This is a genomic window from Parendozoicomonas haliclonae (genome assembly GCF_900174585.1).
In the GTDB taxonomy this organism is placed as follows: domain Bacteria; phylum Pseudomonadota; class Gammaproteobacteria; order Pseudomonadales; family Endozoicomonadaceae; genus Sansalvadorimonas; species Sansalvadorimonas haliclonae.
This window is the reverse complement of the sequence record NZ_FWPT01000003.1, coordinates 582,923-605,459: the sequence shown is the minus strand read 5'-3', so window position 1 is coordinate 605,459 and position 22,537 is coordinate 582,923. Positions and strand designations below refer to the sequence as shown.

The following is a 22,537-nucleotide window of genomic DNA, read 5'->3' as shown; positions in this document are numbered from 1 at the left end:
TGTTTAAAAACGGTCAACCCGCAGAGGATGAATGTCGATAGATGGTGTCTTGTTCTGGATGAGCTCGGATACCAGTTGCGCAGTCGCAGCCGACTGGGTCAGGCCCAGATGGCCGTGGCCAAAGGCATAGATAATATTGTCCGACTGGGATGAACGGCCGATCACCGGCAGGGTGTCCGGAATCGATGGGCGCTGCCCCATCCACTGTTCCCCGTCATCAATACTGAGTTCTGGTAGAAACTTTGTGGCTTTCTCAGCCATAAGCTTTGCCCGCTTGTAATTGGGCTTTTGATCCAGTGCGGCAATTTCGGATGCGCCGCCAATACGGAAATGTTCACTCAGCGGGGTAATCAGAAAGCCATGTTCACTGAATACCAGAGTTTTGTCGTATCCCTCGGGCAGTGCAGTTTTTGGTAACGTGGTGTTGTAGCCCCGCTCACCAATAACCGGGACATGGTCACCCAGTTGTCTGGACAGACCTGCTGACCAGACACCCGCAGCCAATACCGTATTATGAGCATTAAGAATCTCGCCACTGCCCAGGCTGACCAGGGTTTCTCCCCCGGAACTCTGAATATCGTCTGCTGTGCTGTAAAAGGTATCGACACCACGCGCACTGAGCTTTTCATGCAATTCTGTGCAGAGATCGGCAGGGTTGGTGATCGTCTGCCATTGAGGAACAAAAACCCCGGCAACAAAGTCTTTGGACAGACCGGGCTGGAAGTGATGCAGATCTTCTTCTTCGTAGGTTTCGTAGTTGATGCCGTGCTTCAGGCGAACCGCCCAGTTCTGCAGATCTCGGCGATAGAAGGACCAGTCCTGATAGAGATGTAAGGCACCGTTATTACGGATCATGGAGGTCAGCCCGGTACGTTCCAGCATATCCGGAAAGGTGTCACGGCTTAGGTGCATAAGACTGGCCTGTACATCAATACTGCGCAGATAGCGTGGTGTACGGGCGGCAAGGAAGAAACGGGTTAGCCAGCCTGCGGTTTTGAAAATATCTTTGGGGACGACTGAGAACGGCCCTAAAGGATCAATAAACCATTTGATTGCTTTGCGAATCATGCCCGGTGAGGCCAGGGGCATAATATCGGAGTAGGCGAGCGATGAGGCGTTGCCATAACTGGCTCCGGCCGCGATCTTATCCCGTTCCACGAGAGCTACAGTCTGTCCCTCGCTGGATAATTTTTCTGCTATGGCAAGACCAACAATCCCGCCACCAATGACGATCGTGTCGTATTTCTTGATATCACGGCTTTTGATCTCACTACCCATTTCGCACCGCGCCTGCACCATTTTTGATGTCTTTTTGTTGTTGCTGTTGTTATGTTGTTTACATCTATAAAAATGCCCACATTGTCGTTTAACAGTGTGGGCATTGTCTATCGTCAAAGCTGCACTACAAGCCTTAGAGCGCGCTGACGTCAGGCAGCTCAGGGCGGCATGCGATAGCCTTACGGATAATGGCTTCAACACGGGCGCGGTGCTCACCAACCAGTGGCAGGCGCGGCATGCGGACATTATCGGTAGAGCCCAGCTCGATCACTTCGGCCAGCTTGATGTTCTGCACCAGGTAAGTGGAGACATCCAGGTCCAGCAGCGGACGGAACCAGCGGTAGATTTCGAGAGCTTCCTGGTAACGGCCGGCACGGATCAGACGATAGATGGCCACAGTCTCTTTCGGGAAGGCCACAACCAGACCAGCAACCCAGCCGACAGCACCGGCAGTCAGGGCTTCAAACGCCAGGTTATCCACACCGGTCAGAACGTTGTAGCGATCACCCAGCAGGTTGAAGATCTCGGAGGTACGACGGATATCGTCGGAGCTCTCCTTCACGGCAACAAAGCGGGAATCATCAGCCAGTTCCAGCATGATCTCCGGGGTCACGTCCACACGGTAAGCGACACGGTTGGAGTAGATCATGATTGGCAAATCAGCAGCATCTGCAACAGCACGCAGGGTCGCAACGGTTTCGCGACGATCGGTGTGGTAGATCGGGCTAGGCACGACCATCAGGCCATCGGCACCCGCCTTGGCTGCAGCCTCTGCAGACAGACAGGCGCTGCGGGTGGAAGCTTCGCTGATGGTCATCAGGGTTGGTTTGTCACCAGTCGCAGACTTGGCGGTCTTCAGAATTTCGATCTTCTCTTCGGTGGTCAGCATGGAGCCTTCGCCCAGGGAACCACCCACAATCAGGCCATCACAGCCGGCATCCATCTGGTAGTCGAAGCAGCGCTTCATTTCCTCGATATCGAGATTATCGCGGCTGTCGAACTTGGTAGTTACTGCGGGGATTACACCAGTCCACATGTTGTTTTAGTCCTTCATATTATTATGAGTGGTTATTAGTCGGGTCACTGCCACGGGACCCGTTTACTGTTTGCCCGAGACGTCTTGTCTCGGGTTTTGTTTTCGTGGCAAACGTCAAAGTTGCTTGTTGTTAAAAGCTATTAACGGGCTCTTGTTAAAAGTGATTACCGTACATTGGCCAGGAATTTTTGTGTATGCTGACTGACCGGTGTACCAAAAATCTGGTCAGGTGTGCCGATCTCTTCCATCACGCCGTCGTGAAAATAGGCGACGCGATCAGACACATCACGGGCAAAGCCCATCTCGTGAGTCACACAGATCATGGTCATGCCTTCCTCGGCCAGCATGCGCATGGTTTCCAGAACTTCGCCAACCAGTTCCGGGTCCAGTGCAGAGGTGGCTTCATCAAACAGCATATATTCCGGTTCCATGGCCAGCGCACGGGAAATGGCCAGTCGTTGTTGTTGTCCGCCGGAAAGTGATGAGGGGTAGGCATCCAGTTTATCAGCAAGCCCCACGTGTTTCAGTTGTTGCTCGGCAATTGCCAGAGACTCCGCCTTGGAAAGCTTTTTCACAATTCGTGGTGCCAGAGCCACATTCTCCAACGCCGTAAGGTGTGGGAAGGAATTCCACTGTTGAAACACCATGCCCAGATTCTGGCGAATTCTGTTCAGGTCAGCACCTTTATCGTGGACAGAAACACCGTCAACAATCACTTCGCCCTGCTGAATGGCTTCCAGCCCGTTGATGCAATAGAGCAGGGTAGATTTGCCGGAGCCTGAGGAGCCGATAATGCTCAGCACTTCCCCTTTCTCAACAGTCAGATCAATGCCTTTCAGAACATGATGGACATCAAAGTATTTATGCAGATTCTGTATTTCAATCATGATGCCCACCTTTCTTCTAATTGTTTTGAGTACCGGGACAACGGGTAAGAGAGTGCAAAGTAAAACGCACCGGCCAGAGCCAGAATCAGAAACGGTTCCTGAGTACGGGTCATGAGAATCTGGGAAGCTCTTAGCAACTCGACATAACCCAGCACGGAAACAAGAGCACTGTCTTTCAATACACCTAAAGCCACACCAATCCAGGAAGGCAGTACAGCTCTCAGGCCGATCGGGAAGATCACATGGCGCATAGACTGCAGATAGCTCATACCCAGTGAGCGGGCTGCCCGGCGCATGGGTTGTTGAACAGATTCAATACCTCCGCGAACCACCGAGGCCACCAGTGCACAGGTATACATCGACAGCACAATAATGCCGCTGGCAAACGGGCCAAGATCAAAGCCGATAATCGGAAAAAGGTTATAAAACAGAATCAACTGAATCAGCAGGGGAACGCTGCGGAACACATCCAGAATGCTGTTCAGTGTCCAGCGAACAACCGTTTTCCCTTCTGCCAGACCCCAGCCGCATATGGCACCCAGCAGCGTACCGGACGAGATGGAAATCGCGGCAATCATTAATGTCTGCAGTGCGGCTTCACCAAGGAAAAACAGATCGTTGATCTTGAAGCCGGAAAAAAATGTAACTGTCTCGTTCATACCTTATCTCCTGTCTGGCTGTTCACAACACTCCGGTTACTCGTACCGGAAGAGCCGCCAGGCCAGCAGGCGGGAGAGGCCAAGAATAATTTTTACGATGACGTAGTAGATAACCGCTGCCGCCAGAAAGTATTCAAAAATCCGGAAGGTTTTGGAGGCCAGAAACTGGGTTTCTCCGGCCAGTTCCCGATAACCAACCATCATCGCCAGCGAACTCATCAATACGGCCCAGACCATCTGGTTGGTCATCGGGTGATACACAATCTTGAAAACCTGGGGAATGACGATCCGGGTTGTGGCCTGAAAGGCAGTCATCCCCAGGGAACGGGCTGCCCGGTACTGGTTTTCCGGAACAGCCTGAAAGCCACCCCGAAAATTCTCAGCCAGATAGCCGGCGTTGTTAAAAGAGAGCCCGACCAGCACGATCAGGAACGGACTCAGGTGCCAACCAAAGGCACCAAGGCCAAAGCCAAAGAAAAACAGTTGAAAAAGAGCCGGCGTATTACGTGCCAGTTCGATCCAGGTGATCGCAAACCAGCGCGCCGGCTTCAGGGGGGACAACTTTGCCAAAGCAAGGAGCAGACCAAGAACGGTACCAATCACCATGGACAACAGACTGACTTCAAGGGTCAGCAGACCAGCTTCCAGCAGGTCTGGCAATTTATTGAAGACAGGGCGCCAGTGAAAGTTGTAATCCATGCTCGTCTACTCCCGGAATTAGGGTGAGGGGTTGACTGCAGGTTGTCACCTTGTGAGTGCAACCATCAGGCCAGACAGAAAACCCCTCTGAGGGAACTTTTAAATAATTATTTGATTAGTAATACACGCCGGGAATGCGCAGTTCGGGAGCATCGCCACCCACATACTTGCCCCACAGCTCGTCATAACGACCGGAACGAACCTGATGGGTAATAAACAGATTGAGATAGTTCAGCCAGGATTGATCCTTACGAGGGCCAATCGCTGAGGTGTAATCGGTTTCCCAAGGCATTCTTGGGCCAGGCTCAATGTTGTCGTACTGCTTAACAATCGGGCCAACGGTGGTGTTAGAAGTGATGCCTACGTCAGCCTTACCCTGAGCGACGGCCAGGAAGACTTCGTTTTCACTCTGGTAGCCTTGATAGAGGTGCTCAACGCCCCACTTTTTCGCGTACTTCAGGTAGTGCTGTTCCTGCATGGTGCCGAGGGCGGAAGCCACACGCTTGCCTTTCAGGTCTTCAAAGCTTTTTACACCGCTGCCTTCAGCAACAACAGCCTGAGAATAATAAAGAACATAAGGGATGGAGAAGCCAACGGTCTTGCCTCGCTCCAGGGTGTCGGAGGTAGAACCAAAGACGACATCGGTACGATTGGTCACGATGGATGGCAGGCGCTCAGACCAGGTTAAAGGGACAAGCTTGTAATCCACTTCCAGAACTTTAGCCAGATCCTTGCAGTATTCGACATCAAAGCCGGCCGGCTCATTGTTTTCATCACGGAAGCCGATCGGTGGGAAATCCAGAACAACACCACAGCGCAGTACGCCGTTATCAATCACATCATCCAGCTTGTCGGCCTGAACAGGTGCTGCCATTGCCATAACAGACAATGCCAGTGCTGGTAGTGAAAGTAGTCGTTTGATCATGACTAGTCCCTTTGCTCTTATTTTTATTTCGTTTTTTATTATTTTTCTCGCTGATACGTGTCAACCTTATTGCATATTGGATCCAATATGCAATATCTTTTATAAAAAATATTCAGGCAAGACATAAATACGGGAACAGAAATCAAGTATGATGTGCGCCAGAGCGGTATTGCCCCAGAGGCATGTTGCTAATGCCATGTACTTGTAAAAATTAGAAGAAGGAACAGGTTTGTGTACGAGGGACTTCAGGACCGTGCGGTCAATTTAATTCAGACTGCAGCGTCGTCAGACATTATTTACAACGCACTCCGCGATGAGATTATCAGTGGCCGGATTCAGGCTGGTGAGCGTATTCGTCAGGAGAATATTGCCAATATCTTTAATGTCTCCCGTATTCCTGTTCGTGAAGCGCTTAAGCGTCTTGAAGCTCAGGGGCTGGTGCAGAATATGCGTCATAAAGGCTGCATCGTGTCTTCCCTTTCGCCTAAGGATGTGGAAGAGATTTACGAGATTCGCGCCAATCTTGAGCCGCTGGTGATTGAGAAGTCGGTCGAGAATATGTCCGAGGAGACTCTCGCCGAAGCTCGCAAACTTTGCGATGCCTTTACCACGGAGAGTGATCCGTCTTTGTGGGGCGAACGGAACCGTCTGTTCCACGAAACCCTGTATAAAGATGCCGGTCGGCCTTTCCATTTGAAGGTGATTGATGAATCCATCGACCGTATTGACGCTTATCTGCGTGCTCAATTGTTGCTGACCAACGGCATGGGGCGTGCGGAAAAAGAACATCTGGCGATTCTGGAAGCCTGTGTGAATCAGGATGGGAAGCTGGCAGCGGAGCTGACCCGGCAACATATCCTGGGTTCCTACCACTCCCTGATGGAATATTTTAAAAACCAGAAGTAAAGCTGATGTCGGTTAATCCATAGCGTTTAATTTGCATCAGCATTAATAAAAAGAAGAGGATGTTATGGAATTAACCGGACAGATGATTGTCGGTAGCCGTCGTGTGACGGGCACCGGAGCCAGCTTCTATGGCTCCAATCCTGCGACTGATGAACAATTATCTCCTGCCTACAGCAGTGCTGTTTCTGCCGATGTAAATGAAGCCTGTGAACTGGCCGAGCAGGCTTTTCACAGCTTCCGTCAGACCACTCCCGAACAGCGCGCTGCCTTCCTGGAACAGATTGCCACCAATATTGAAGCGCTGGGCGATGCGCTGATTGAACGCGCTATGGCCGAAACCGGTCTGCCGCAGGCGCGTCTTCAGGGTGAACGTGGTCGTACCATGGGTCAGCTGCGGGCCTTCGCCGAGATTGTTCGTACCGGTTTGTGGCAGGAGCCTGCCCTTGATACGGCTCAGCCTGACCGTGCTCCGTTACCCAAGCCTGATCTGCGTATGGGTTATGTACCCCTTGGTCCGGTTGCTGTGTTCGGTGCCAGTAACTTCCCGCTGGCCTTCTCTACGGCGGGTGGTGATACCGCATCCGCGCTGGCCGCCGGTGCTCCAGTGATTGTGAAGGGACATCCTGCACACCCGGGAACGGCTGAGTTGGTGGGTCTGGCCATCCAGAAAGCTGTGGCTCAGTGTGAGCTCCACGCTGGTGTTTTCTCTCTGCTGTTCTGTGATGGGATTACGACCGGAACCGAGCTGGTGAAGCATCCTGTCATCAAGGCCGTTGGTTTTACCGGTTCCCAGGCGGGTGGTACGGCATTGATGAATATTGCTGCCAACCGTCCTGAGCCGATCCCTGTTTATGCGGAGATGAGCAGTATTAACCCGGTGTTCCTGCTGCCGGGTGCTCTGCAGGCTTCCGGACAGCAGATTGCCGAAGGCTTCTCCGGTTCTCTGGTGATGGGCGCTGGTCAGTTCTGTACCAATCCGGGAATGGTTGTGGCATTGGAAAGCCCGGAGCTGGAACAGTTTATTAATACTTCTGCTGCGCTGCTGGCAGAGTCTGCTTCCCAGACTATGCTGACAGCCGGTATTTATAATGCCTATCAGGAAGGCGTCAGTCGTCTTCTGGATAACAGCCGCGTGCAGACCCATCTGGCACCTGTCGCCTGCAACCTGCCAAACCAGTGTGCACCGGCATTGGCAAGCGTGAGTGCGGAAGACTTCCTGGCTTCTTCGGAGCTGCAGGGGGAAATCTTTGGCTCCGTCTCACTCGTTGTACGTTGCCAGAGTGAAGACGAGATGCGTGCAGTGGCTGGTTCGCTGGAAGGTCAGTTGACTACAACTGTACATTGCACACCTGCGGATAACGAACTGACACGTTCACTGCTGCCTACGCTGGAACTGAAAGCTGGCCGGATTCTGTTTAACGGTTACCCGACCGGTGTAGAAGTGAGCCATGCCATGGTTCATGGTGGACCTTTCCCTTCCACCTCCGACAGTCGGACAACCTCTGTTGGCTCTTCTGCAATTAAGCGTTTCCTGCGCCCGGTCAGTTATCAGAATATGCCGGCTGATCTTTTGCCTGAGACTCTGAAGGATGAGAACTCTCTGGCAGTTAATCGCATCATTGATGGCAAGATGACCCTCTGATCGATAAAATGATCCTGTAATAAAAATAACTCTGAAGTTTCTACAGAGACTTCAGAGTTCATATTCAGAACGAATATAAAAAAAACAACAAGGATCTGTTGATGAAGAAATTACCCTTTCTGGGCGCAGCGATTGCGCTTCTGTCTTCTAGTGCTGCCCTCTCTCACGACCATACCAATGCCGTTGAAATAAATCAGATTATTGATGTTTCCGGGGCAAAAACGCTGGCCTTTTCTGTTGGCGCTGGCTCTGTTTCTCTGACCACGGCTTCTGGCGATGAGCTGGAACTGAAAGTGATGGTTAAGGATCACAGCCACCGGGGGAATATTGATTTAAGCCGTGCTGAAATTGAACTTGATAAATCCGGTAGTGAGATTGAGTTCTCGATTGATATTGATGATACCAACCAGGATTGGGTGATTGCGGTGCCTGCCAAAAAGAAGGTGGCTGTCAATCTTGGTGCCGGCGATATTGATGTGAAAACTATTTCGGAAAGTGCGACCTACAACCTTGGTGCCGGTGATATGGATATTACCGAGCAGGGTGGGCCGACTGAAATTAATATCGGCGCCGGTGACCTTGATATTGAAAAACTACTCTCTTCGGCTGAAATCTCTGTTGGCTCTGGGGATGTTGATATCAAGCTGGGTAAGGTTGAATATCGCTCTATCGAATTAAGCACGGGGGCTGGCGATACCCGCCTTGAGGGTTTTGACAAAGCCAATATTGAAACATCAGGCTTAATTTTCTCAACGACCGAATACACCGGAAAAGGCCAAGAGGTTATTGAAGTCTCTATTGGTGCCGGAGATGTTGAGGTCGTAAGATGATCCGGAGTCTGCGTTCCTTTGCCTCGATACTGGCGCTCTCTTTGGGCGCCGGTTTTGCCTGGTTATCGGTTTATCTCATTAGCTTTGGTGCGGCAATTGTTTTACCGCATTCTATGCAGGTATGGTTTAACGAATACCCACTAACCGCATGGGCTCTTGGTGAAGTTCTGGTGTTTTGCCTGCCTATGGCCATCGCGTTTGCCGCTTTGGCCTTTGCTCTTGAGAAGTTAACCACGAATGGCAGCCGCTGGTTGTATGCTTTGCTGGCTCTTCCTTTTGTCAGCTTGTACGCCTATGTCGAAATTGTCGCCTTCCCGGATCATCACAGCAGTTTTTATCTGGCGACGATAGCTCCCAAATATATTGTTATTCTTTTGATGGTGCTGCTCGTCTCCAGACCGTGGAGTAAAACCCACGCTTAAGAGGCATGTATCAGAGGATTAGTAAAAGAGAATAATAAGTACAATGAAGTCCGTATTACAGCAAACCACCTTACTCTGTGCGGCTGCCACACTCGCAGGTTGTGTGAGCGTTAAAGATGCCCCCGAGACTGATAATCTGCCCGTTTCACCGAATAGCGATATTAATTACCAGGCCGAGTTTTCCTGGTTAAAGAAAACCTTTGAAGAGAATGATGCCGGTTTCTCTTATGCGTTAAGCAATAAAGGAGAGGTCGCTTATCAGCTTCATAATCAGGCAACTCAGGAGCAGTTAGAGACAGTCGATGATCCCGATGCCTTTAGGCAGCTGGTCAGAGAGTGGCTGGCTTTTTTCCGGAAAGGGCATCATGGCATTGAGTACCTTGGAGAAGTTGATAAACAACCGACAGTTGAGCCAAGTGAAAGTGAATTAAAAGAGCGCTTCAAAGACTGGCCGCGTCTGGATGTAGATCTTGAAGAGTTTAAAGCTTATTTGGAGGATAAACCCCATACCGATTATGAAGGTATCTGGGAGGCTGCACCTTATACGGTTGGTATCAAACAGATCGGTGAGGAGTATGTGGGCTTTATTATCCGTTCAGAGACGCCTTACTGGCTGCCGGGTCAGATCAAGCTGCGTATCCGCAAGGATGACAGTGGCCAATACTATATGCGGGATCATAGTGAAGGGGCTCCCGGCAGAGTCGAAATCTGGGGTAACAATTACCTTCAGGTGAGCAACTTCAGTCTGCAACGAAGTTTTCCACAGCTGGAGGGAGATCAGGCGATTCCCCGCTTCTTTGAGTATCTCAATAATCGTGAACCCTCGCTGGTTCGACAGAATGACAATACCTTGCTGCTAAGAGTCCCAAGCTTTGGCAGCCAGAACCGGGATGTTATCAATCAACTGATTGATGAGAATCGCGAAGAGATACTCAAAACAGCCAATCTGATTATTGATGTTCGCAGTAATGGCGGAGGCACTGATAGCTCTTACGAATCCATTCTGCCTCTGTTGTATACCCACCCCATTCGTGTGCCCGGAATAGAGTTTTATTCAACGGAGCTGAATAACCAGCGTCAGCTGGATTTTATTCAAAACCCACAAAAGTACGGCATCAAACCCTCAGAAGTTGAGGAGCACCGTGAACGCTATGAGATTCTCATCTCACGAGTGGGTGAGTTTGTGAATGTGTTTGATGATAGTGTCTGGATTCGGGAGTTTGATCAGGTTCATGCCTTTCCAAAGAATATCAGTATTCTGATTGATGAGTACAGCGGCAGTACGACCGAGCAGTTCCTGCTGGCTGCCAAGCAGAGCCAGAAGGTAAAGCTGTTTGGTCGTTCAACCTATGGTGTGCTGGATATCTCCAATATGTACTCGGTAGATTCGCCGTCCGGCTTATTCAGATTGCACTATTCGCTGTCTCGCAGTCTGCGGATTCCTCATATGGCGATAGATGGTGTGGGGATTCAACCGGATTACTATCTGGATAAAAGTATTCCGGATTATCTGTGGATTGAGCATGTGGCTGAGGTGATGAATCACTGAGAGCGGCAGTAAGAACTATTGGAATAAAACTATTCAAATCAGAGGGAAGATTGATGAATAAAGTGGCAAGGATGCTTCTGTTAGGGGCCGCAGTGATATACGTTCCTTATATGTCTGCGGATACTTCATTAGATACAGCATTGATGAATGGGCTCAAGAGGGTAGAAAAGCAATACACGATGCTGGTTCAGTCCGCCAGCGAAAAGTGTGATTCACTAGCGATCAAGAGTAACCCCAATACTTTTGAGGAAATGCTCTGTAGCAATAAACCATTTCCGAGTATTGCTGCCCGGTATTGTCTTTATCAGAATTTGATGAGTCCGGGAAGTAATGCTGAATTTAAAGCGTCATATACAGCCACTCAGACTGATAGTGGTGTGATAACGACAGAAACAAATAAACAAAACGTCACCATGACCTACGATTGTAGCAATCTTGTGACTCCAGTAATGTAACGGCTTCCAATAAAAAGAAGTAAAGCTGTACAACAATGAATAATCTGATTGAGCAGGCCATACAGCTCCGTAAGGCCGGGCAGTATGCCCAATCCTTGGAAACTCTGCAGGCACTGGTCGCAGACCCACTTTTGGGTGCTAGAGCCCATCTTTATATCGCCTGGAACTACGATGCCCAGGGGCTTGAACGTGAAGCTATCCCGCATTATCAACAGGCACTAAACGGGCAACTTGAAGCGGGTGAACGCTTTGATGTTTTACTGGGGTTGGCCAGTAGTCTGCGATGCCTTGGGGAATATAAGCAGGCTGCTGACTACTTTGTCATGGCGCGGGAAGAGTTTCCTAATAAGCAAGAAATCCTGCCGTTTCAGGCTATGAACCTCTACAACACTGGGGATGCGAAAGCAGCTGTTGCAATGCTGCTTAACCTGCTGGTTGAGACAACCAACTCTGAAGATATTCGCGCCTATCAAGATGCTATTCGGTTTTATGCCGAGGATTTGGATAAAACATGGTGATGCTTCCAAGCTTAGATTCTAGTGTTCCTCAACTATTACGTTGTGATGTCTTGCTTCATACTCTGCCGAGCACTTCTATTTCAGATCATATTTGGAAAGTCACAAAATGATGATGGGTAAAAAGTTAGAAGAATTATTAGCTATTGTTCACGCCAAGAACCGGTTTGATCAGAGTAATACCTGGTTTAACGGCAGTGGTACCTATCTGGATGAAATCAAAAAGGAAGTGGATGAAGTCGCTGAAGAGGTTCATGCCGGGCGCCGCTGCTACCTGGAAGATGAGCTGGGCGATGTATTGTGGGACTATTTGAACCTGGTTATCTGTCTTGAGCAGGAACAGGGTATATCTGCTGAACGGGTTATTGAGCGTGCTATTGCCAAATACGGGGAGCGTATCGAAGGCATAACCTCTGGCACCAGCTGGGATACGATTAAGGCGGGACAGAAGCAAAAGCTGCAAGATGAGTATCAACAGGAAATCAGCGCCCTAATAAAGTAAGAATGAAGGAGGACCGCTGATTCGTTACCTGTAATCGTTAGACATTGATACACAATTGTACGGTTTTAAAAAGGCATCTGACGAAATCTCTGTCATGATTATAAGGTCATAGAAGCAATAACAGGGGAGGTTGGTACTATGGGTGAATTTCTGGCTCGCTTAATTAAGCCGGTCTTACTGGTTTTGATTTCCGGTATCGTGCTGGTGGGCTGTGCATCCGTTCAGGAGTCATCCTCCGCAGATCGTCACAAGATCTATCAGACATTTATTGCTGATCAACAGCTGGCTCCTGTGGAAAAGATAACCAGCTTTCGTTTCAGTGGCTGGAAAAGCCTGGATGATAAGTACCTGATCATCACCAGCAATTATAAAAAGGATTATCTGGTTGAGCTGAATAGCTCATGTGTGGGCTTGCGCCATGCTACAACCATTAAAGTGAACAGATTCTCTGATATGAGCCTGAGCCGTTTGGGCGATACGATTTCTGTGATTGGTGGCAGTGCGTTCCCATGCCATATCAAGGGGATTTATCCTTTGACCCGAGAACAGTCCCGAGACCTGTGGGATACGGTGAAAGGTTCCGGTGAGGTGGTGATCGAGAAGAGTGTAGAAGCCGGTAAAGGCTAACTTTACTATTTATCTTGGAATACGACAGGTCATCGGCACATAGCGAACACCTTTGACCTGCTGTTCTTGGTCTGTTGGAAGAAAACCCTGAGACTTGTAGAAATTAACGGCGTTAACGGATGCTCTTAACGAGAGAGTCTCCCCTACGGTTCTGATCAGCATATGATGCAGAAGCTGTTTTCCCAGGCCGGTTTTCTGGTGGGATTTAGCAACAAACAAGTGGGTGAGGTAGTTCTTATCTCGTAATGCTGCAAAGCCAACAATCTTCTTACCTTGCACTGCTTTAACTGAGAAGAATCGGTTGCGATCAAAGGCTGTGCGGGTATCTGCAGGTATTCCCTGAGCAAATGCTTCCTGCCCCTTCCCAGAAAAATGAGGGAGAATATCTTTATGGGCGATTTTTGTGAGCATAATGACGATTTCGCCGAAATCGTCATCTGTGACAGGGCTAATAGTTAATTCTTGTTTGGACACATTATTAATATTGTTTATTTAGTGGTGACCACCTTAGCTGGTATGGTCTGAAACAATCAACCACTGCCCACCAATCTTACGAAACTGAGTGGTCACCAAACCCTCCAGTACATCGGGCTCTCCATTCTTTAAACGATCCACACGATACCGGCCGAAGATAATAGCGTTGCTATCATCGAACACCTGTATCTCGATAGGCGTAAACGTTAGCGAGCCCATCGCAGCCTTATCCTTGTAAGCTTTCCGGTAGCCATCCAGAGTCGTTTGCCAGCCGTAATCAATGGTGTTGTTAAAGGCAAAGCGAAGCTTATCGGATTTCCAATAGGCCTCCATATACGCCTCGATATCACCTTTAGACCAATCTGTGGCTTGCTGCTGCCAGATACCATTAACGGCCTGCTCAATAGCTTTGGTTTCACTATCAATTAAGGTCGAGGCTTGCGCCGTGCTCAGCCAAAGCAGTGCAATAAAAGCTGTGATAATTTTCATTGTTATTATGTCCTGTGTTCAGTCAGTTAAAGACCATCAAAAAAACCTTCACGATACATCATATAGAGATGCGCTGCGCTCCAACCAAAGTTAGTTGCGCCCATCATGGCACCGGTTTCCGGGTTGTAATTTTCCCGCAGAGGTTTGTTATCAAGAATGCCTTCACCCTTCAGCAGTAATTGTGCGGCCAGAGTTTTGGCTTCATGGTCATAGCCGTAGTTCGCCAGCCCAACCAAAGCAAAGTGCAGCTGATCCAGCCAGACTCTGCCGCGCCAGTAGGCTTCTGGGTCATAAGAAGGGTTGGATCGGGAAGCTGTAGGACAGGGAACCGGCGTATTAAACTCAGCCTTATCCATTAACCGGTCACGGATACTGGCGGCCTGCTCGGTATTGGCCAGTTGGCAAAACAGTGGTGTCCAGCCTTCGGGGCCACGACCACGATGTGTTAACAGTTGTTTCTGCTGGTTAGTGCCTTTGTCGTAGAAAAAGCCGGAATCCTGATCGTAGAACTGCTTCTCCAGTATCTCCCGTAAATCGATAGCTTCTTTCTTTAATTGCTCTGCGTCGTCGTGGTGTCCAAGCAGGCTGGCAAGGCGACTGAGAATTTGTTTTTCCTGACAAAGGTAGGCATTGATATCGATACTGTGCTGATCAATAACAAAGCCAGAAGTGTTGCCATTGTCTATTACAGACAACATCTCAGGAGACCAGAGCTTGCCAGCTTCACTCTCATTGAGCTGATTCTCTCTGGCGTAGGTTGCAAGCGCATCGGGTTCGATAAAGCCAAACCGTGCGGCATTATCCATGCCGGATTCCCAGCTGCAGGCAATCTGAACTGCCTGAGCATTCATTTCCCCTTCATTGATATGCAATGGATGCTGGGTGGCACCATAGCTGACCATGGATGAATTGTTGAACGTACGATTGCGGTACCACCATTGGTGGTAGGCCAGTAGCTTGGGGAAGAACTCTTCCAGCAATCTGTGCGCCTGAGCAGGAGATTGTTTCTTCATCTCCTCGTACACCGCTTCAAAGGCCCAGGAGGCCAGTGAAGGTTTGCTGTTGCGCTCGTTCCAGTTGCTGCCATCGCCACCGCGGGCTGCATCCTGATTAAAGAACACGGTATCAATCAGCATCCCGGCATCCAGCGGGCGAACCGGATCATCGGGCTTGATCTGGTAATCAAAGATGGCACGCATGCCTTCAGCGGCAAGCGCCGGAGCAAGAGGTGCCATGGCACGAATCATCTTCCAGCTATCCCAAGGCCACAGACCATTAAACCAGCGAAAGGTATTGGAGGGGGCGAAACCTGCGTGTTGTATGGCACCGGCTGGAGAGCGCCAGTTGCCGATCAGGGTTTCAACAGATTTGATGGCAAGCCGTTCAATGGCATTTGAGGTGTTTTTTTTGATCAGGGCACGGTCTATCAGATTATGCCAGCGCTGGTGAGCGTCTTTCTGGGTTTTGGCCGGTGCCATAAGCCATTCATAGCTGCGCTCAGCTTCTCTCTCTATTTCAGTCTTATCAAAACAGAAGCTCTGCAGGGTATGCAGAGTTTTATAACCATGGTGAGAAATCTGGCAGTGGTACTCTGAGCGATAACCGAGTCCATCGTCGTCGATAGTGTCTTCGGTGCGAATATCCCGTTCAATGCGATAAACAGAGTCACCAGAGAAAAACATATCGCCATCAGCGCGTAATCGACCAAAGCTGGCTTTCAGTGAACCATCCTGAGTGTTGCTCTGCCAGCGTCGTTTCCATTCAGGGTAACGAGTGGACACGGAATTATCTTCCGACCACTGTTCAAGAAAACGCCCTTTCCAGATCAGCCTTAACGAAAGAGTTTGATCGGTCAGATTGTGGATATGGGTTTTAATCAATGCACTGCGGCCACTAAGAAAGCAAAGCTCCAGATTTATAGCCAGAGATTTATCTTCATAACGCAGCTGAAGCTGACCGGGAAGGCTTCTGCTCAGTGTCTTTTCCGGCTGAATGGTCTGCAGTGTTCCATCTTTATGGTTGATGGTGATAGAGAGCTGCTCCAGAGCCTCGGAGAGGGCGACGGTATACTCTTCCGCAATAATCGCCGGACCGGTAAACCCAAGAATATTGTCATTTTGTGCTGGCAACAGGAGCCCATGCCAGCTGCCACAGTCCATTAAATAGTTGAAGCGCTGATTATTAAATTCATCAAACTCGGCCATGGCTTTTGGTGTGCCATGACGATCAATCAGATTGGCAAAGCGATGCCCTGTTGCGTTTTTATTTTTGTCATCAGTCATCACTTACACGCCTCCTTTTAAGATAACGCTAAAGCTGTAGTTACCGGCTGGAAGGCGATAGTCATCCAGCAGTTGAGAGCCCCATGAATTCAAGCCACCAGTACCGGCCTGTAACAGATCAATATTGATAGTGACAGGCCCGCCCGTGTTGATATCTGTGCCATGCTTTTTAGAGAGAGGCGTCAGCCCTGAAGCACCCCATGCACCAGACGGGTCAGGCACAAAATCCAGTTCCTCGGGCGCAAAAGGCCAGGCTGAAACATTGATCGGTGTGTCAGTCGCTTCAACTCTTAAGCCAGTGCTTTGGTGATCGGTCCACTCGGCCCAGCGCACGTCGGTTTTATTGCCGGTTTCCTGCGGGCGAGGGTAGCGGTGGAACTGCTCTTCAACAGGGCCTTTATAAATGCCGATAGGCAGGCCTTTTCTGTCGCAGTAACTCTCGCCCGGACCACGACCATACCAGCGCATGGTTTCGGTAGATTCCGGGAGCTGCATCTGCACACCAAAACGTAACAGATCGGGCAGGGATTCCGGTTCTTGAAAGGAGATAGTGGTCGTTAGAGTGATATGACCCTGATTGTTAATCTCGTAATTCATCTCCAGTGTTCCCTTGGACTCGGGAAGATGAAACCGGGTATTAACAAGAATGCTGTGAGGACTTTCCTGCAGAGCTTCACAATAAATCAGCTCGCGGCTCTTTGCTGCCTGCTGCCAGATTTTGGCTTTCTCATGGGTTTTGCAGCCCAGATCGTTATCCGTCATGCCCCGAAATAAATTGATAATCGGACCAGAGCAAAAATGTGGCTTTCCCTCTATCTGCCATTCTGTAAGCAAACCATTGGAGCGATCAAAGACTAGTCGGGTGTTGGTATTGGTGATAACCAGGCTTTCAGGACTTTCATCGAGATGCAGGCTGGCAAGCATATCCAGCTGTTGCTCATCTTCACAGGACTTGCTTTGAGGTGAGTGGAGAATGATCTGGTCCCAGGCAATTACATGCTCTGGTGAGAGCAGTGTGTTTGACGTCGGTCGCTGCTTAAGTTTGAAGGAAAGTATGTACTCACATTGGGAATTAAGCGCAGCATAATCACAGGCAATGCTCTGTAGCGTGCTGTGCCCGGCTTCCAGTCTGGGTAGCTCTTCTGTGCCAGCCAGTACCGGCTCGCCATTTTCCAGAAGCTGCCAGTAGAGCTGGAGATGATCGAGAGAAAGGAAGTCATACCGGTTCTCGAGAATATAGCTGGCGGAGAGTGGTTGCTCGTTGTCTTTGGAGGCGAGATGAATACGCACCGGCTGGTACACCTTCCTCACCTCTGCCATATGGGGGTGAGGTGTACGGTCGGCTGCCAGCAACCCGTCGTTCATAAAATTGCCATCACTGGGCAACTCGGGATGATAGTCCTGACCATAACCCCAGTAGGGTTGTCCTTTGTCGTTGATCAGCTGCAGAGCATGGTCACACCACTCCCAGATAAAGCCACCCTGTAAAGAATTGTGGCGATCAATTAGACGCCAGTAGTCACTGAGAATGCCCACCGAGTTGCCCATGGCATGGGCATATTCAATCATTATTACCGGACGTTCCTTCTTCGCCGCAAGTGCCTCCAGACGTTCCAGCTTCGGGTACATTGGGCAGACAATATCGGTATAGGGCTCGGTACCGGCCGGCTCATATTGAACAGGGCGAGTGGGATCAAAATTTTTCAGCCATGGGTACATTGTCTCGAAGACACGACCATGGCCCGCTTCATTGCCCATAGACCAGATGATGATCGAAGGGTGGTTCCGGTGCTCCCGCACCATGGCTTCAAGTCTATCGAGATGGGCAGGTATCCAGGATTCGTTATCACCAATCTGGGTTTCATCAGATAGAGCCAGTGGGTGGGATTCAATATTGGCCTCGCTGACAACATACAAGCCATGCTCGTCACAGAGTTGATACCAATAAGGATGTGACGGGTAGTGGCTGGTGCGCACGGCATTGATGTTGTTTTCCTTCATCAGCCGGATGTCCTGCTCCATCACTTCAAACGGGACATAGTGACCATAGCGATGATCGGTTTCATGGTGGTTAACACCACGAATGGTAATAGCAGTGCCGTTTACTTTGAGCTGGCCATCTGTGATTTCGATATGCCGGAAGCCAAAGTGTTCTTGAAAACACTCCAGCTCATTTCCTTTGTCGTCTATTAAGCTAATAAAAAGGCGATAAAGGTTAGGTGTTTCTGCTGTCCACAAATCTGGCAACTCAATACGATGGCTGAGTTGAATGGTTGTGCAGTCTTCAAAGGGCTCTACAGCCTGTTCAAGAGTATAAAGCTCGGACTGAGTATTGGGTGCCTTGCAGCGTACGGAGACTTTATGGGCGGGGGATAAACCTGTAGCAAAATTATTCAGTGTCAGATCAAGCGTCAGCAAGCCGCGCTGAAAGCTTTCGTCGAGCGTGGGCTGGCAGTGAATATCAAAAATATGAACCGGTTTACGGTTGTAGAGATAAACCTCACGTTCAAGGCCGGACATATCCAGCATATCCTGCTTTTCCAGATAGCTGCCATTACTCCAGCGGTAGATCTGCAGGGCGATCAGGTTTTCACCGGCCTGCAGGTGTTTGCTGATATTAAACTCAGCCGCACTCTTGGCATTCTGTGAATAACCGACGAATTCGCCATTAACCCAGATAAACACAGCGGTTCTGGCGCCACCAAGATGGAGAATGGTTTCATCTTCCACCCAGTTCTCAGGCAGAGTGAATATGCGACGATAGCTGCCCACCGGATTGTAATCCCGCGGAACCTCCGGCCATTGCGTGGTAAATGGAAAGCGTTCATCCAGATAGATAGCATGATCAAAACCCTGAGCTTCCCAATTTCCGGGAACCTGGATAGATGACCACTCTGAATCATCAAATTCCTGTGTTTGAAAGCCTTCCGGTTTTTGTGAGGGGTTAATGGCACAGTGAAAAGACCATTCACCGTTTAAATCCAGATATCTGCTCGATTGTGCAGGCTTAAGTGATTGGACTTCCTGGCTATTGGCAAACGGAAAGGCACTGGAATGGTGCGGCAGTTTATTAATGCCGTTGATCGTATGATCTTCCAGAACAGCAGGGATATGTTCCCACTCCTGCAGAAGGCTGGTGAGTGAAGACTCTTCTGCCATCGGGGCAGCAAAAATATCGTACGTCATATTCGAGAGACTGCTGTTGTTATTGTTCATGACGGTCAGTTTTTATTGTAAGGATAAAAAACGGGAGCCTGATTGCTCAAGCTCCCGTTTCTTTCACACACACACTTTTACAAGTACAGGCCAGGCCTTAGAAACGCTGGGTGTAGTCTGCATAGAATACACGTCCTTGAATGGAGTAGAGCTGCTCATTGAAGCTCTTGCCGTCATAACGGAAAGATGGGTCGCGATCGAAGAGATTGCGAACACCCACGTTGGCAGTTCCATCCCATGGCAGGTTCAAACGGTAATTAACATTGAACGTAGTGTGGGAAGCAATGTGTCCCTCTTTATCGTTCTGAACGAGCTTACCATTCTCATATCTCTGATTAACCCAGTCATATTGATCGGTAATATGATAGGCACTGATCGCGATACGGTGCATCTTCTCAGGAGTTGTATAACCAATAGTTGCATTAATACGATACTCAGGAGTGCCGTTCAGACCAACGTGATCGTAAGCCTCTAGACCAGGCTCATCAGCATACTCGTACTTCAGCAGATAGGATGCGCCAGTACTCAGATCAACTGTGCCAAGATCATTGAGGTCAAGGTCATAGCTAACGCCAAGATCGATGCCACTCTGCTCTTGCTCAGCAATATTTACATTACTGGTATAAACCTGAGTAATAAAACCTTGGCCATCCCGGATTACAGCTGCACTTGAGCCCGCAATGGCTTCAGCCTGTAGAAGGTAGTCAGAGCTAATCTGAGTGATCAGATCCTCAGTTTTAATGTTGTAGAAATCAAAACGCAGAGTCAGATCATCCATTGGCTCGAAAACGGCACCAAGGGTAAGCATTTTACTCTCTTCTGGACCCAGCTCCTTATTACCAACATTAGTTACCTTAATGCTGTCTTCTTCGATATTACATTGGCCGAGTGAGATACCTTGATCCTTACAGGCTTTATAGTCAGTTACAGTGTAATATCCGGTGTTTTCAGGAGTGTAAAGCTGCTGGAAGTTTGGAGCCTTAAAGCTGGTACCATAGCTTCCGCGCAGAACCAGATTATCCATTGGCTGGTAACGAATGGAGAACTTAGGGTTGGTTGTTTTTCCGAAGTCGCTATAACGATCTTGACGAACAGCAAAGTTAGCTTCCAGATTATCGAGAATCGGGAGCATGATTTCGCCAAAAACAGCTTTGACAGTTCTATCACCGCCATATTGTCCGCCAAATACTCCGATAACATCGCCTGAAGCTGAAAGGGGATCAAAAGAACGATCCATTTCATAGTTCATGCGTTGTACACCAAAGTAATAACCAATGTCTCCACCAGGGAGTTCGCCGAGACTGAAGCCAAAACCTGCATCCAGACTATCGAATTTGACATCGGTGTTATCAACCCAGGTGTGGCCGATTTCACTCAAATATTTACTGTTTACATCGCCATTAGGGAGTAAGAAGTCTGCATTCGCTTCCGCCAGCTCCTCTACGCGATTGAGGCGAAGCATATTAGTACCATTTGAGGTGTAGTCGTTTCTGGCACGGGTGTAGTTAACATCCCACTCGAAATCGTTTACGAAGTCGAGTTCGAGAGAACCACGTAGACCGGCATTCCCGCTCAGATCATATCCTTCAATCTCATATACACGATTTCCAAGAGAATCAAAGCGATATTTAATACCTGCCCATTCTGGGTCATCAGCATCGGGGTCGAAAGTGAATCCGTTATTTTCAAAAATAGCGGCGCCGCCAACAGTGTTACTTCTTACCCAGAAAGTAGCAGGGACAGGAGCTGCGGTATTTGCAGAGTCACGCTTGCTAAGGCTGAAGCCCCCATTGAACTCTACGTTTTCTGCAATCTCGTAGGTACCAAGTACATTAACGATGTCACGTTTGATACTTGGCTGCAGGTCAGCTACGGCAGTGTAATCATAGGCACAATAGGATGCAGTCGCCTTACGTGGGTCGGAGTCACCGTAAGGGCCATAAAAGCCTGCTTTGGTGTTACCAGCTTCACATGTGCCTGCGAGAGGCTTGTATTGAGTTGCACCCCAGTGATAAATGTTGCGTCCACTCGTTGAGAGACCTTCAACATCCTGAATTACATCAGCATTAGTAACGGCCTTTGAAAATTCACGATCTGCCATCACGATGTTTTCTGTTTCATCGTGCTCGTAAGATATCAGCAGATTGCCTTTATCATTCGATCCACCCCACAGTAAGGAGAAGCTGTCTTCATCATTACCTTTGGCCTCAGGCCGGCCGGCACCAACAGAAATCTGCAAGCCGTCGTAATCCTTTCTCATGATTACGTTAACAACACCAGCTACGGCATCTGATCCATAAATAGCAGATGCTCCATCAAGCATGATCTCAATGCGCTCTACCGCTGCCGCAGGAATTGAATTCACATCAACGCTGCCGCCGTACATAACCCCAGACCATGGTACGCGGCGGCCATCGATCAGAACCAGAGTGTTATGAGCGCCCAGCCCGCGTAGATTGATAGTCGCCTGACTACCCCAGGAGTTATTGCCCTGGGCTGTATAAGAACCGAGGGAATTGTATGTAGTGTTGCGAAGCAGGTCCGCAACGGTCATAAAGCCGCTGTCTTCAATATCTTCACGGGTAATAACGGCCAATGGGTTAGCCCCTTCCATATCAACACGGGAGATACGGGAACCGGTAACGGTAACCTTTTCGACTTTTTCTACGGTTTGCTCATCAGCAGCATAAACGCCGACGCTGACGGTGCTTAATGCTGTCGCAATAGCACTCGCAAGGAGAGTTCTTTGTATTGTGTGCATAGTTTCTGTCTTGGTTTTTGTTGTTATTGCTGGCTGTTGTTGTTCTCTTTTGTGCCAGATGGCGTAACCATTAAACAATATATTTGATATTGTATACAATACACAAAATACAAATACTGACCTTTATAAAGTCAATATGTGACGATATTTTTTTTGAGTGCTTTTAAATCAATAGGTTAGAAGGCATCAAAAAAGTGAAGTTTTTTTGTAACGGGAATGACGTATCAAGCAGGTAAGGGGAAATGAACGAAATAATGCTTCAGGATGAATCGGATCGTTGATGTTTATGACCTTTATTGGTGCAGTTCGCAGCCTGTTTTGATTGTGATTGATGATCGGTTACAGTCGTTTTATTCAGGATGGCTTTCCTCGAAAAATATAAG

General features: G+C 49.0%; 20 protein-coding genes. 9 read left to right on the top strand and 11 right to left on the bottom strand.

Annotated features, from left to right (window positions below; translation table 11 throughout):
- Positions 1 to 3: 3 nt before the first annotated feature.
- From EHSB41UT_RS09095 to EHSB41UT_RS09070, 6 genes are all read right to left on the bottom strand, one after another.
- Positions 4 to 1,299 carry an NAD(P)/FAD-dependent oxidoreductase gene (locus EHSB41UT_RS09095; protein WP_165767196.1) on the bottom strand — a complete coding sequence of 432 codons (1,296 nt, stop codon included), beginning with the start codon at positions 1,297 to 1,299 and terminating at the stop codon, positions 4 to 6.
- A gap of 112 nt (positions 1,300 to 1,411) precedes the next feature.
- Positions 1,412 to 2,314: a dihydrodipicolinate synthase family protein gene (locus EHSB41UT_RS09090; RefSeq protein WP_087108936.1), complete on the bottom strand. Its 903-nt coding sequence runs from the start codon at positions 2,312 to 2,314 to the stop codon at positions 1,412 to 1,414.
- A 164-nt stretch (positions 2,315 to 2,478) separates the two neighbouring features.
- Positions 2,479 to 3,201 (bottom strand): amino acid ABC transporter ATP-binding protein, encoded by a 723-nt coding sequence (locus tag EHSB41UT_RS09085; RefSeq protein WP_087108934.1) that lies wholly within the window; start codon positions 3,199 to 3,201, stop codon positions 2,479 to 2,481.
- Positions 3,198 to 3,860, bottom strand: coding sequence for an amino acid ABC transporter permease (locus tag EHSB41UT_RS09080; RefSeq protein WP_087108932.1), 663 nt, complete (start codon positions 3,858 to 3,860; stop codon positions 3,198 to 3,200). The genes EHSB41UT_RS09085 and EHSB41UT_RS09080 overlap by 4 nt, the downstream gene beginning before the upstream one ends.
- A gap of 36 nt (positions 3,861 to 3,896) precedes the next feature.
- On the bottom strand, positions 3,897 to 4,559 hold the full coding sequence (locus EHSB41UT_RS09075; protein ID WP_087108930.1) for an amino acid ABC transporter permease: 663 nt from the start codon (positions 4,557 to 4,559) through the stop codon (positions 3,897 to 3,899).
- 115 nt (positions 4,560 to 4,674) lie between these two features.
- Positions 4,675 to 5,484 carry a transporter substrate-binding domain-containing protein gene (locus EHSB41UT_RS09070; protein WP_087108928.1) on the bottom strand — a complete coding sequence of 270 codons (810 nt, stop codon included), beginning with the start codon at positions 5,482 to 5,484 and terminating at the stop codon, positions 4,675 to 4,677.
- Between the two features lie 231 nt (positions 5,485 to 5,715).
- Between EHSB41UT_RS09070 and EHSB41UT_RS09065 the strand changes: the two genes are divergently transcribed.
- The 9 genes from EHSB41UT_RS09065 (at position 5,716) to EHSB41UT_RS09025 (ending at position 12,932) form a co-directional block, all read left to right on the top strand.
- Positions 5,716 to 6,390, top strand: coding sequence for a GntR family transcriptional regulator (locus EHSB41UT_RS09065; RefSeq protein WP_207626599.1), 675 nt, complete (start codon positions 5,716 to 5,718; stop codon positions 6,388 to 6,390).
- 64 nt (positions 6,391 to 6,454) lie between these two features.
- Positions 6,455 to 8,032 carry an aldehyde dehydrogenase (NADP(+)) gene (locus EHSB41UT_RS09060; RefSeq protein ID WP_087108924.1) on the top strand — a complete coding sequence of 526 codons (1,578 nt, stop codon included), beginning with the start codon at positions 6,455 to 6,457 and terminating at the stop codon, positions 8,030 to 8,032.
- 101 nt (positions 8,033 to 8,133) lie between these two features.
- Entirely contained in the window at positions 8,134 to 8,862 is a 729-nt protein-coding gene (locus EHSB41UT_RS09055) for a DUF4097 family beta strand repeat-containing protein (protein WP_087108923.1), read from the top strand.
- Entirely contained in the window at positions 8,859 to 9,284 is a 426-nt protein-coding gene (locus EHSB41UT_RS09050; RefSeq protein WP_087108921.1) for a hypothetical protein, read from the top strand. The genes EHSB41UT_RS09055 and EHSB41UT_RS09050 overlap by 4 nt, the downstream gene beginning before the upstream one ends.
- Positions 9,285 to 9,327: 43 nt before the next feature.
- Positions 9,328 to 10,833: a S41 family peptidase gene (locus tag EHSB41UT_RS09045; RefSeq protein ID WP_087108919.1), complete on the top strand. Its 1,506-nt coding sequence runs from the start codon at positions 9,328 to 9,330 to the stop codon at positions 10,831 to 10,833.
- Between the two features lie 53 nt (positions 10,834 to 10,886).
- Positions 10,887 to 11,288, top strand: coding sequence for a hypothetical protein (locus tag EHSB41UT_RS09040; protein ID WP_087108917.1), 402 nt, complete (start codon positions 10,887 to 10,889; stop codon positions 11,286 to 11,288).
- 35 nt (positions 11,289 to 11,323) lie between these two features.
- Positions 11,324 to 11,806 carry a tetratricopeptide repeat protein gene (locus EHSB41UT_RS09035; protein ID WP_087108915.1) on the top strand — a complete coding sequence of 161 codons (483 nt, stop codon included), beginning with the start codon at positions 11,324 to 11,326 and terminating at the stop codon, positions 11,804 to 11,806.
- A gap of 106 nt (positions 11,807 to 11,912) precedes the next feature.
- Positions 11,913 to 12,305 (top strand): MazG nucleotide pyrophosphohydrolase domain-containing protein, encoded by a 393-nt coding sequence (locus EHSB41UT_RS09030; RefSeq protein ID WP_242667269.1) that lies wholly within the window; start codon positions 11,913 to 11,915, stop codon positions 12,303 to 12,305.
- 138 nt (positions 12,306 to 12,443) lie between these two features.
- A complete protein-coding gene (locus tag EHSB41UT_RS09025; RefSeq protein ID WP_087108913.1) occupies positions 12,444 to 12,932 on the top strand; it encodes a DUF6491 family protein in 489 nt (162 codons plus the stop codon).
- Positions 12,933 to 12,941: 9 nt separating this feature from the next.
- Here the strand turns inward: EHSB41UT_RS09025 and EHSB41UT_RS09020 are convergent, their stop codons facing one another.
- The 5 genes from EHSB41UT_RS09020 to EHSB41UT_RS09000 form a co-directional block, all read right to left on the bottom strand.
- Positions 12,942 to 13,406 carry a GNAT family N-acetyltransferase gene (locus EHSB41UT_RS09020; RefSeq protein WP_207626598.1) on the bottom strand — a complete coding sequence of 155 codons (465 nt, stop codon included), beginning with the start codon at positions 13,404 to 13,406 and terminating at the stop codon, positions 12,942 to 12,944.
- 33 nt (positions 13,407 to 13,439) lie between these two features.
- On the bottom strand, positions 13,440 to 13,895 hold the full coding sequence (locus EHSB41UT_RS09015; RefSeq protein ID WP_087108909.1) for a YybH family protein: 456 nt from the start codon (positions 13,893 to 13,895) through the stop codon (positions 13,440 to 13,442).
- Positions 13,896 to 13,921: 26 nt separating this feature from the next.
- Positions 13,922 to 16,177 carry an MGH1-like glycoside hydrolase domain-containing protein gene (locus EHSB41UT_RS09010; RefSeq protein WP_087108907.1) on the bottom strand — a complete coding sequence of 752 codons (2,256 nt, stop codon included), beginning with the start codon at positions 16,175 to 16,177 and terminating at the stop codon, positions 13,922 to 13,924.
- Between the two features lie 3 nt (positions 16,178 to 16,180).
- Positions 16,181 to 19,363, bottom strand: a complete 3,183-nt coding sequence (locus EHSB41UT_RS09005; RefSeq protein WP_087108905.1) for a glycoside hydrolase family 2 TIM barrel-domain containing protein — start codon at positions 19,361 to 19,363, stop codon at positions 16,181 to 16,183.
- A 127-nt stretch (positions 19,364 to 19,490) separates the two neighbouring features.
- A complete protein-coding gene (locus EHSB41UT_RS09000; protein ID WP_087108903.1) occupies positions 19,491 to 22,154 on the bottom strand; it encodes a TonB-dependent receptor plug domain-containing protein in 2,664 nt (887 codons plus the stop codon).
- Positions 22,155 to 22,537: the final 383 nt, after the last annotated feature.

Coding starts and splice junctions, on each gene's coding strand:
- EHSB41UT_RS09095 (WP_165767196.1), bottom strand. CDS start 1,299: ATGGTGCAGGCGCGGTGCGAAATGGGTAGTGAGATCAAAAGCCGTGAT.
- EHSB41UT_RS09090 (WP_087108936.1), bottom strand. CDS start 2,314: ATGTGGACTGGTGTAATCCCCGCAGTAACTACCAAGTTCGACAGCCGC.
- EHSB41UT_RS09085 (WP_087108934.1), bottom strand. CDS start 3,201: ATGATTGAAATACAGAATCTGCATAAATACTTTGATGTCCATCATGTT.
- EHSB41UT_RS09080 (WP_087108932.1), bottom strand. CDS start 3,860: ATGAACGAGACAGTTACATTTTTTTCCGGCTTCAAGATCAACGATCTG.
- EHSB41UT_RS09075 (WP_087108930.1), bottom strand. CDS start 4,559: ATGGATTACAACTTTCACTGGCGCCCTGTCTTCAATAAATTGCCAGAC.
- EHSB41UT_RS09070 (WP_087108928.1), bottom strand. CDS start 5,484: ATGATCAAACGACTACTTTCACTACCAGCACTGGCATTGTCTGTTATG.
- EHSB41UT_RS09060 (WP_087108924.1), top strand. CDS start 6,455: ATGGAATTAACCGGACAGATGATTGTCGGTAGCCGTCGTGTGACGGGC.
- EHSB41UT_RS09055 (WP_087108923.1), top strand. CDS start 8,134: ATGAAGAAATTACCCTTTCTGGGCGCAGCGATTGCGCTTCTGTCTTCT.
- EHSB41UT_RS09050 (WP_087108921.1), top strand. CDS start 8,859: ATGATCCGGAGTCTGCGTTCCTTTGCCTCGATACTGGCGCTCTCTTTG.
- EHSB41UT_RS09045 (WP_087108919.1), top strand. CDS start 9,328: ATGAAGTCCGTATTACAGCAAACCACCTTACTCTGTGCGGCTGCCACA.
- EHSB41UT_RS09040 (WP_087108917.1), top strand. CDS start 10,887: ATGAATAAAGTGGCAAGGATGCTTCTGTTAGGGGCCGCAGTGATATAC.
- EHSB41UT_RS09035 (WP_087108915.1), top strand. CDS start 11,324: ATGAATAATCTGATTGAGCAGGCCATACAGCTCCGTAAGGCCGGGCAG.
- EHSB41UT_RS09030 (WP_242667269.1), top strand. CDS start 11,913: ATGATGATGGGTAAAAAGTTAGAAGAATTATTAGCTATTGTTCACGCC.
- EHSB41UT_RS09025 (WP_087108913.1), top strand. CDS start 12,444: ATGGGTGAATTTCTGGCTCGCTTAATTAAGCCGGTCTTACTGGTTTTG.
- EHSB41UT_RS09015 (WP_087108909.1), bottom strand. CDS start 13,895: ATGAAAATTATCACAGCTTTTATTGCACTGCTTTGGCTGAGCACGGCG.
- EHSB41UT_RS09010 (WP_087108907.1), bottom strand. CDS start 16,177: ATGACTGATGACAAAAATAAAAACGCAACAGGGCATCGCTTTGCCAAT.
- EHSB41UT_RS09005 (WP_087108905.1), bottom strand. CDS start 19,363: ATGACGTACGATATTTTTGCTGCCCCGATGGCAGAAGAGTCTTCACTC.
- EHSB41UT_RS09000 (WP_087108903.1), bottom strand. CDS start 22,154: ATGCACACAATACAAAGAACTCTCCTTGCGAGTGCTATTGCGACAGCA.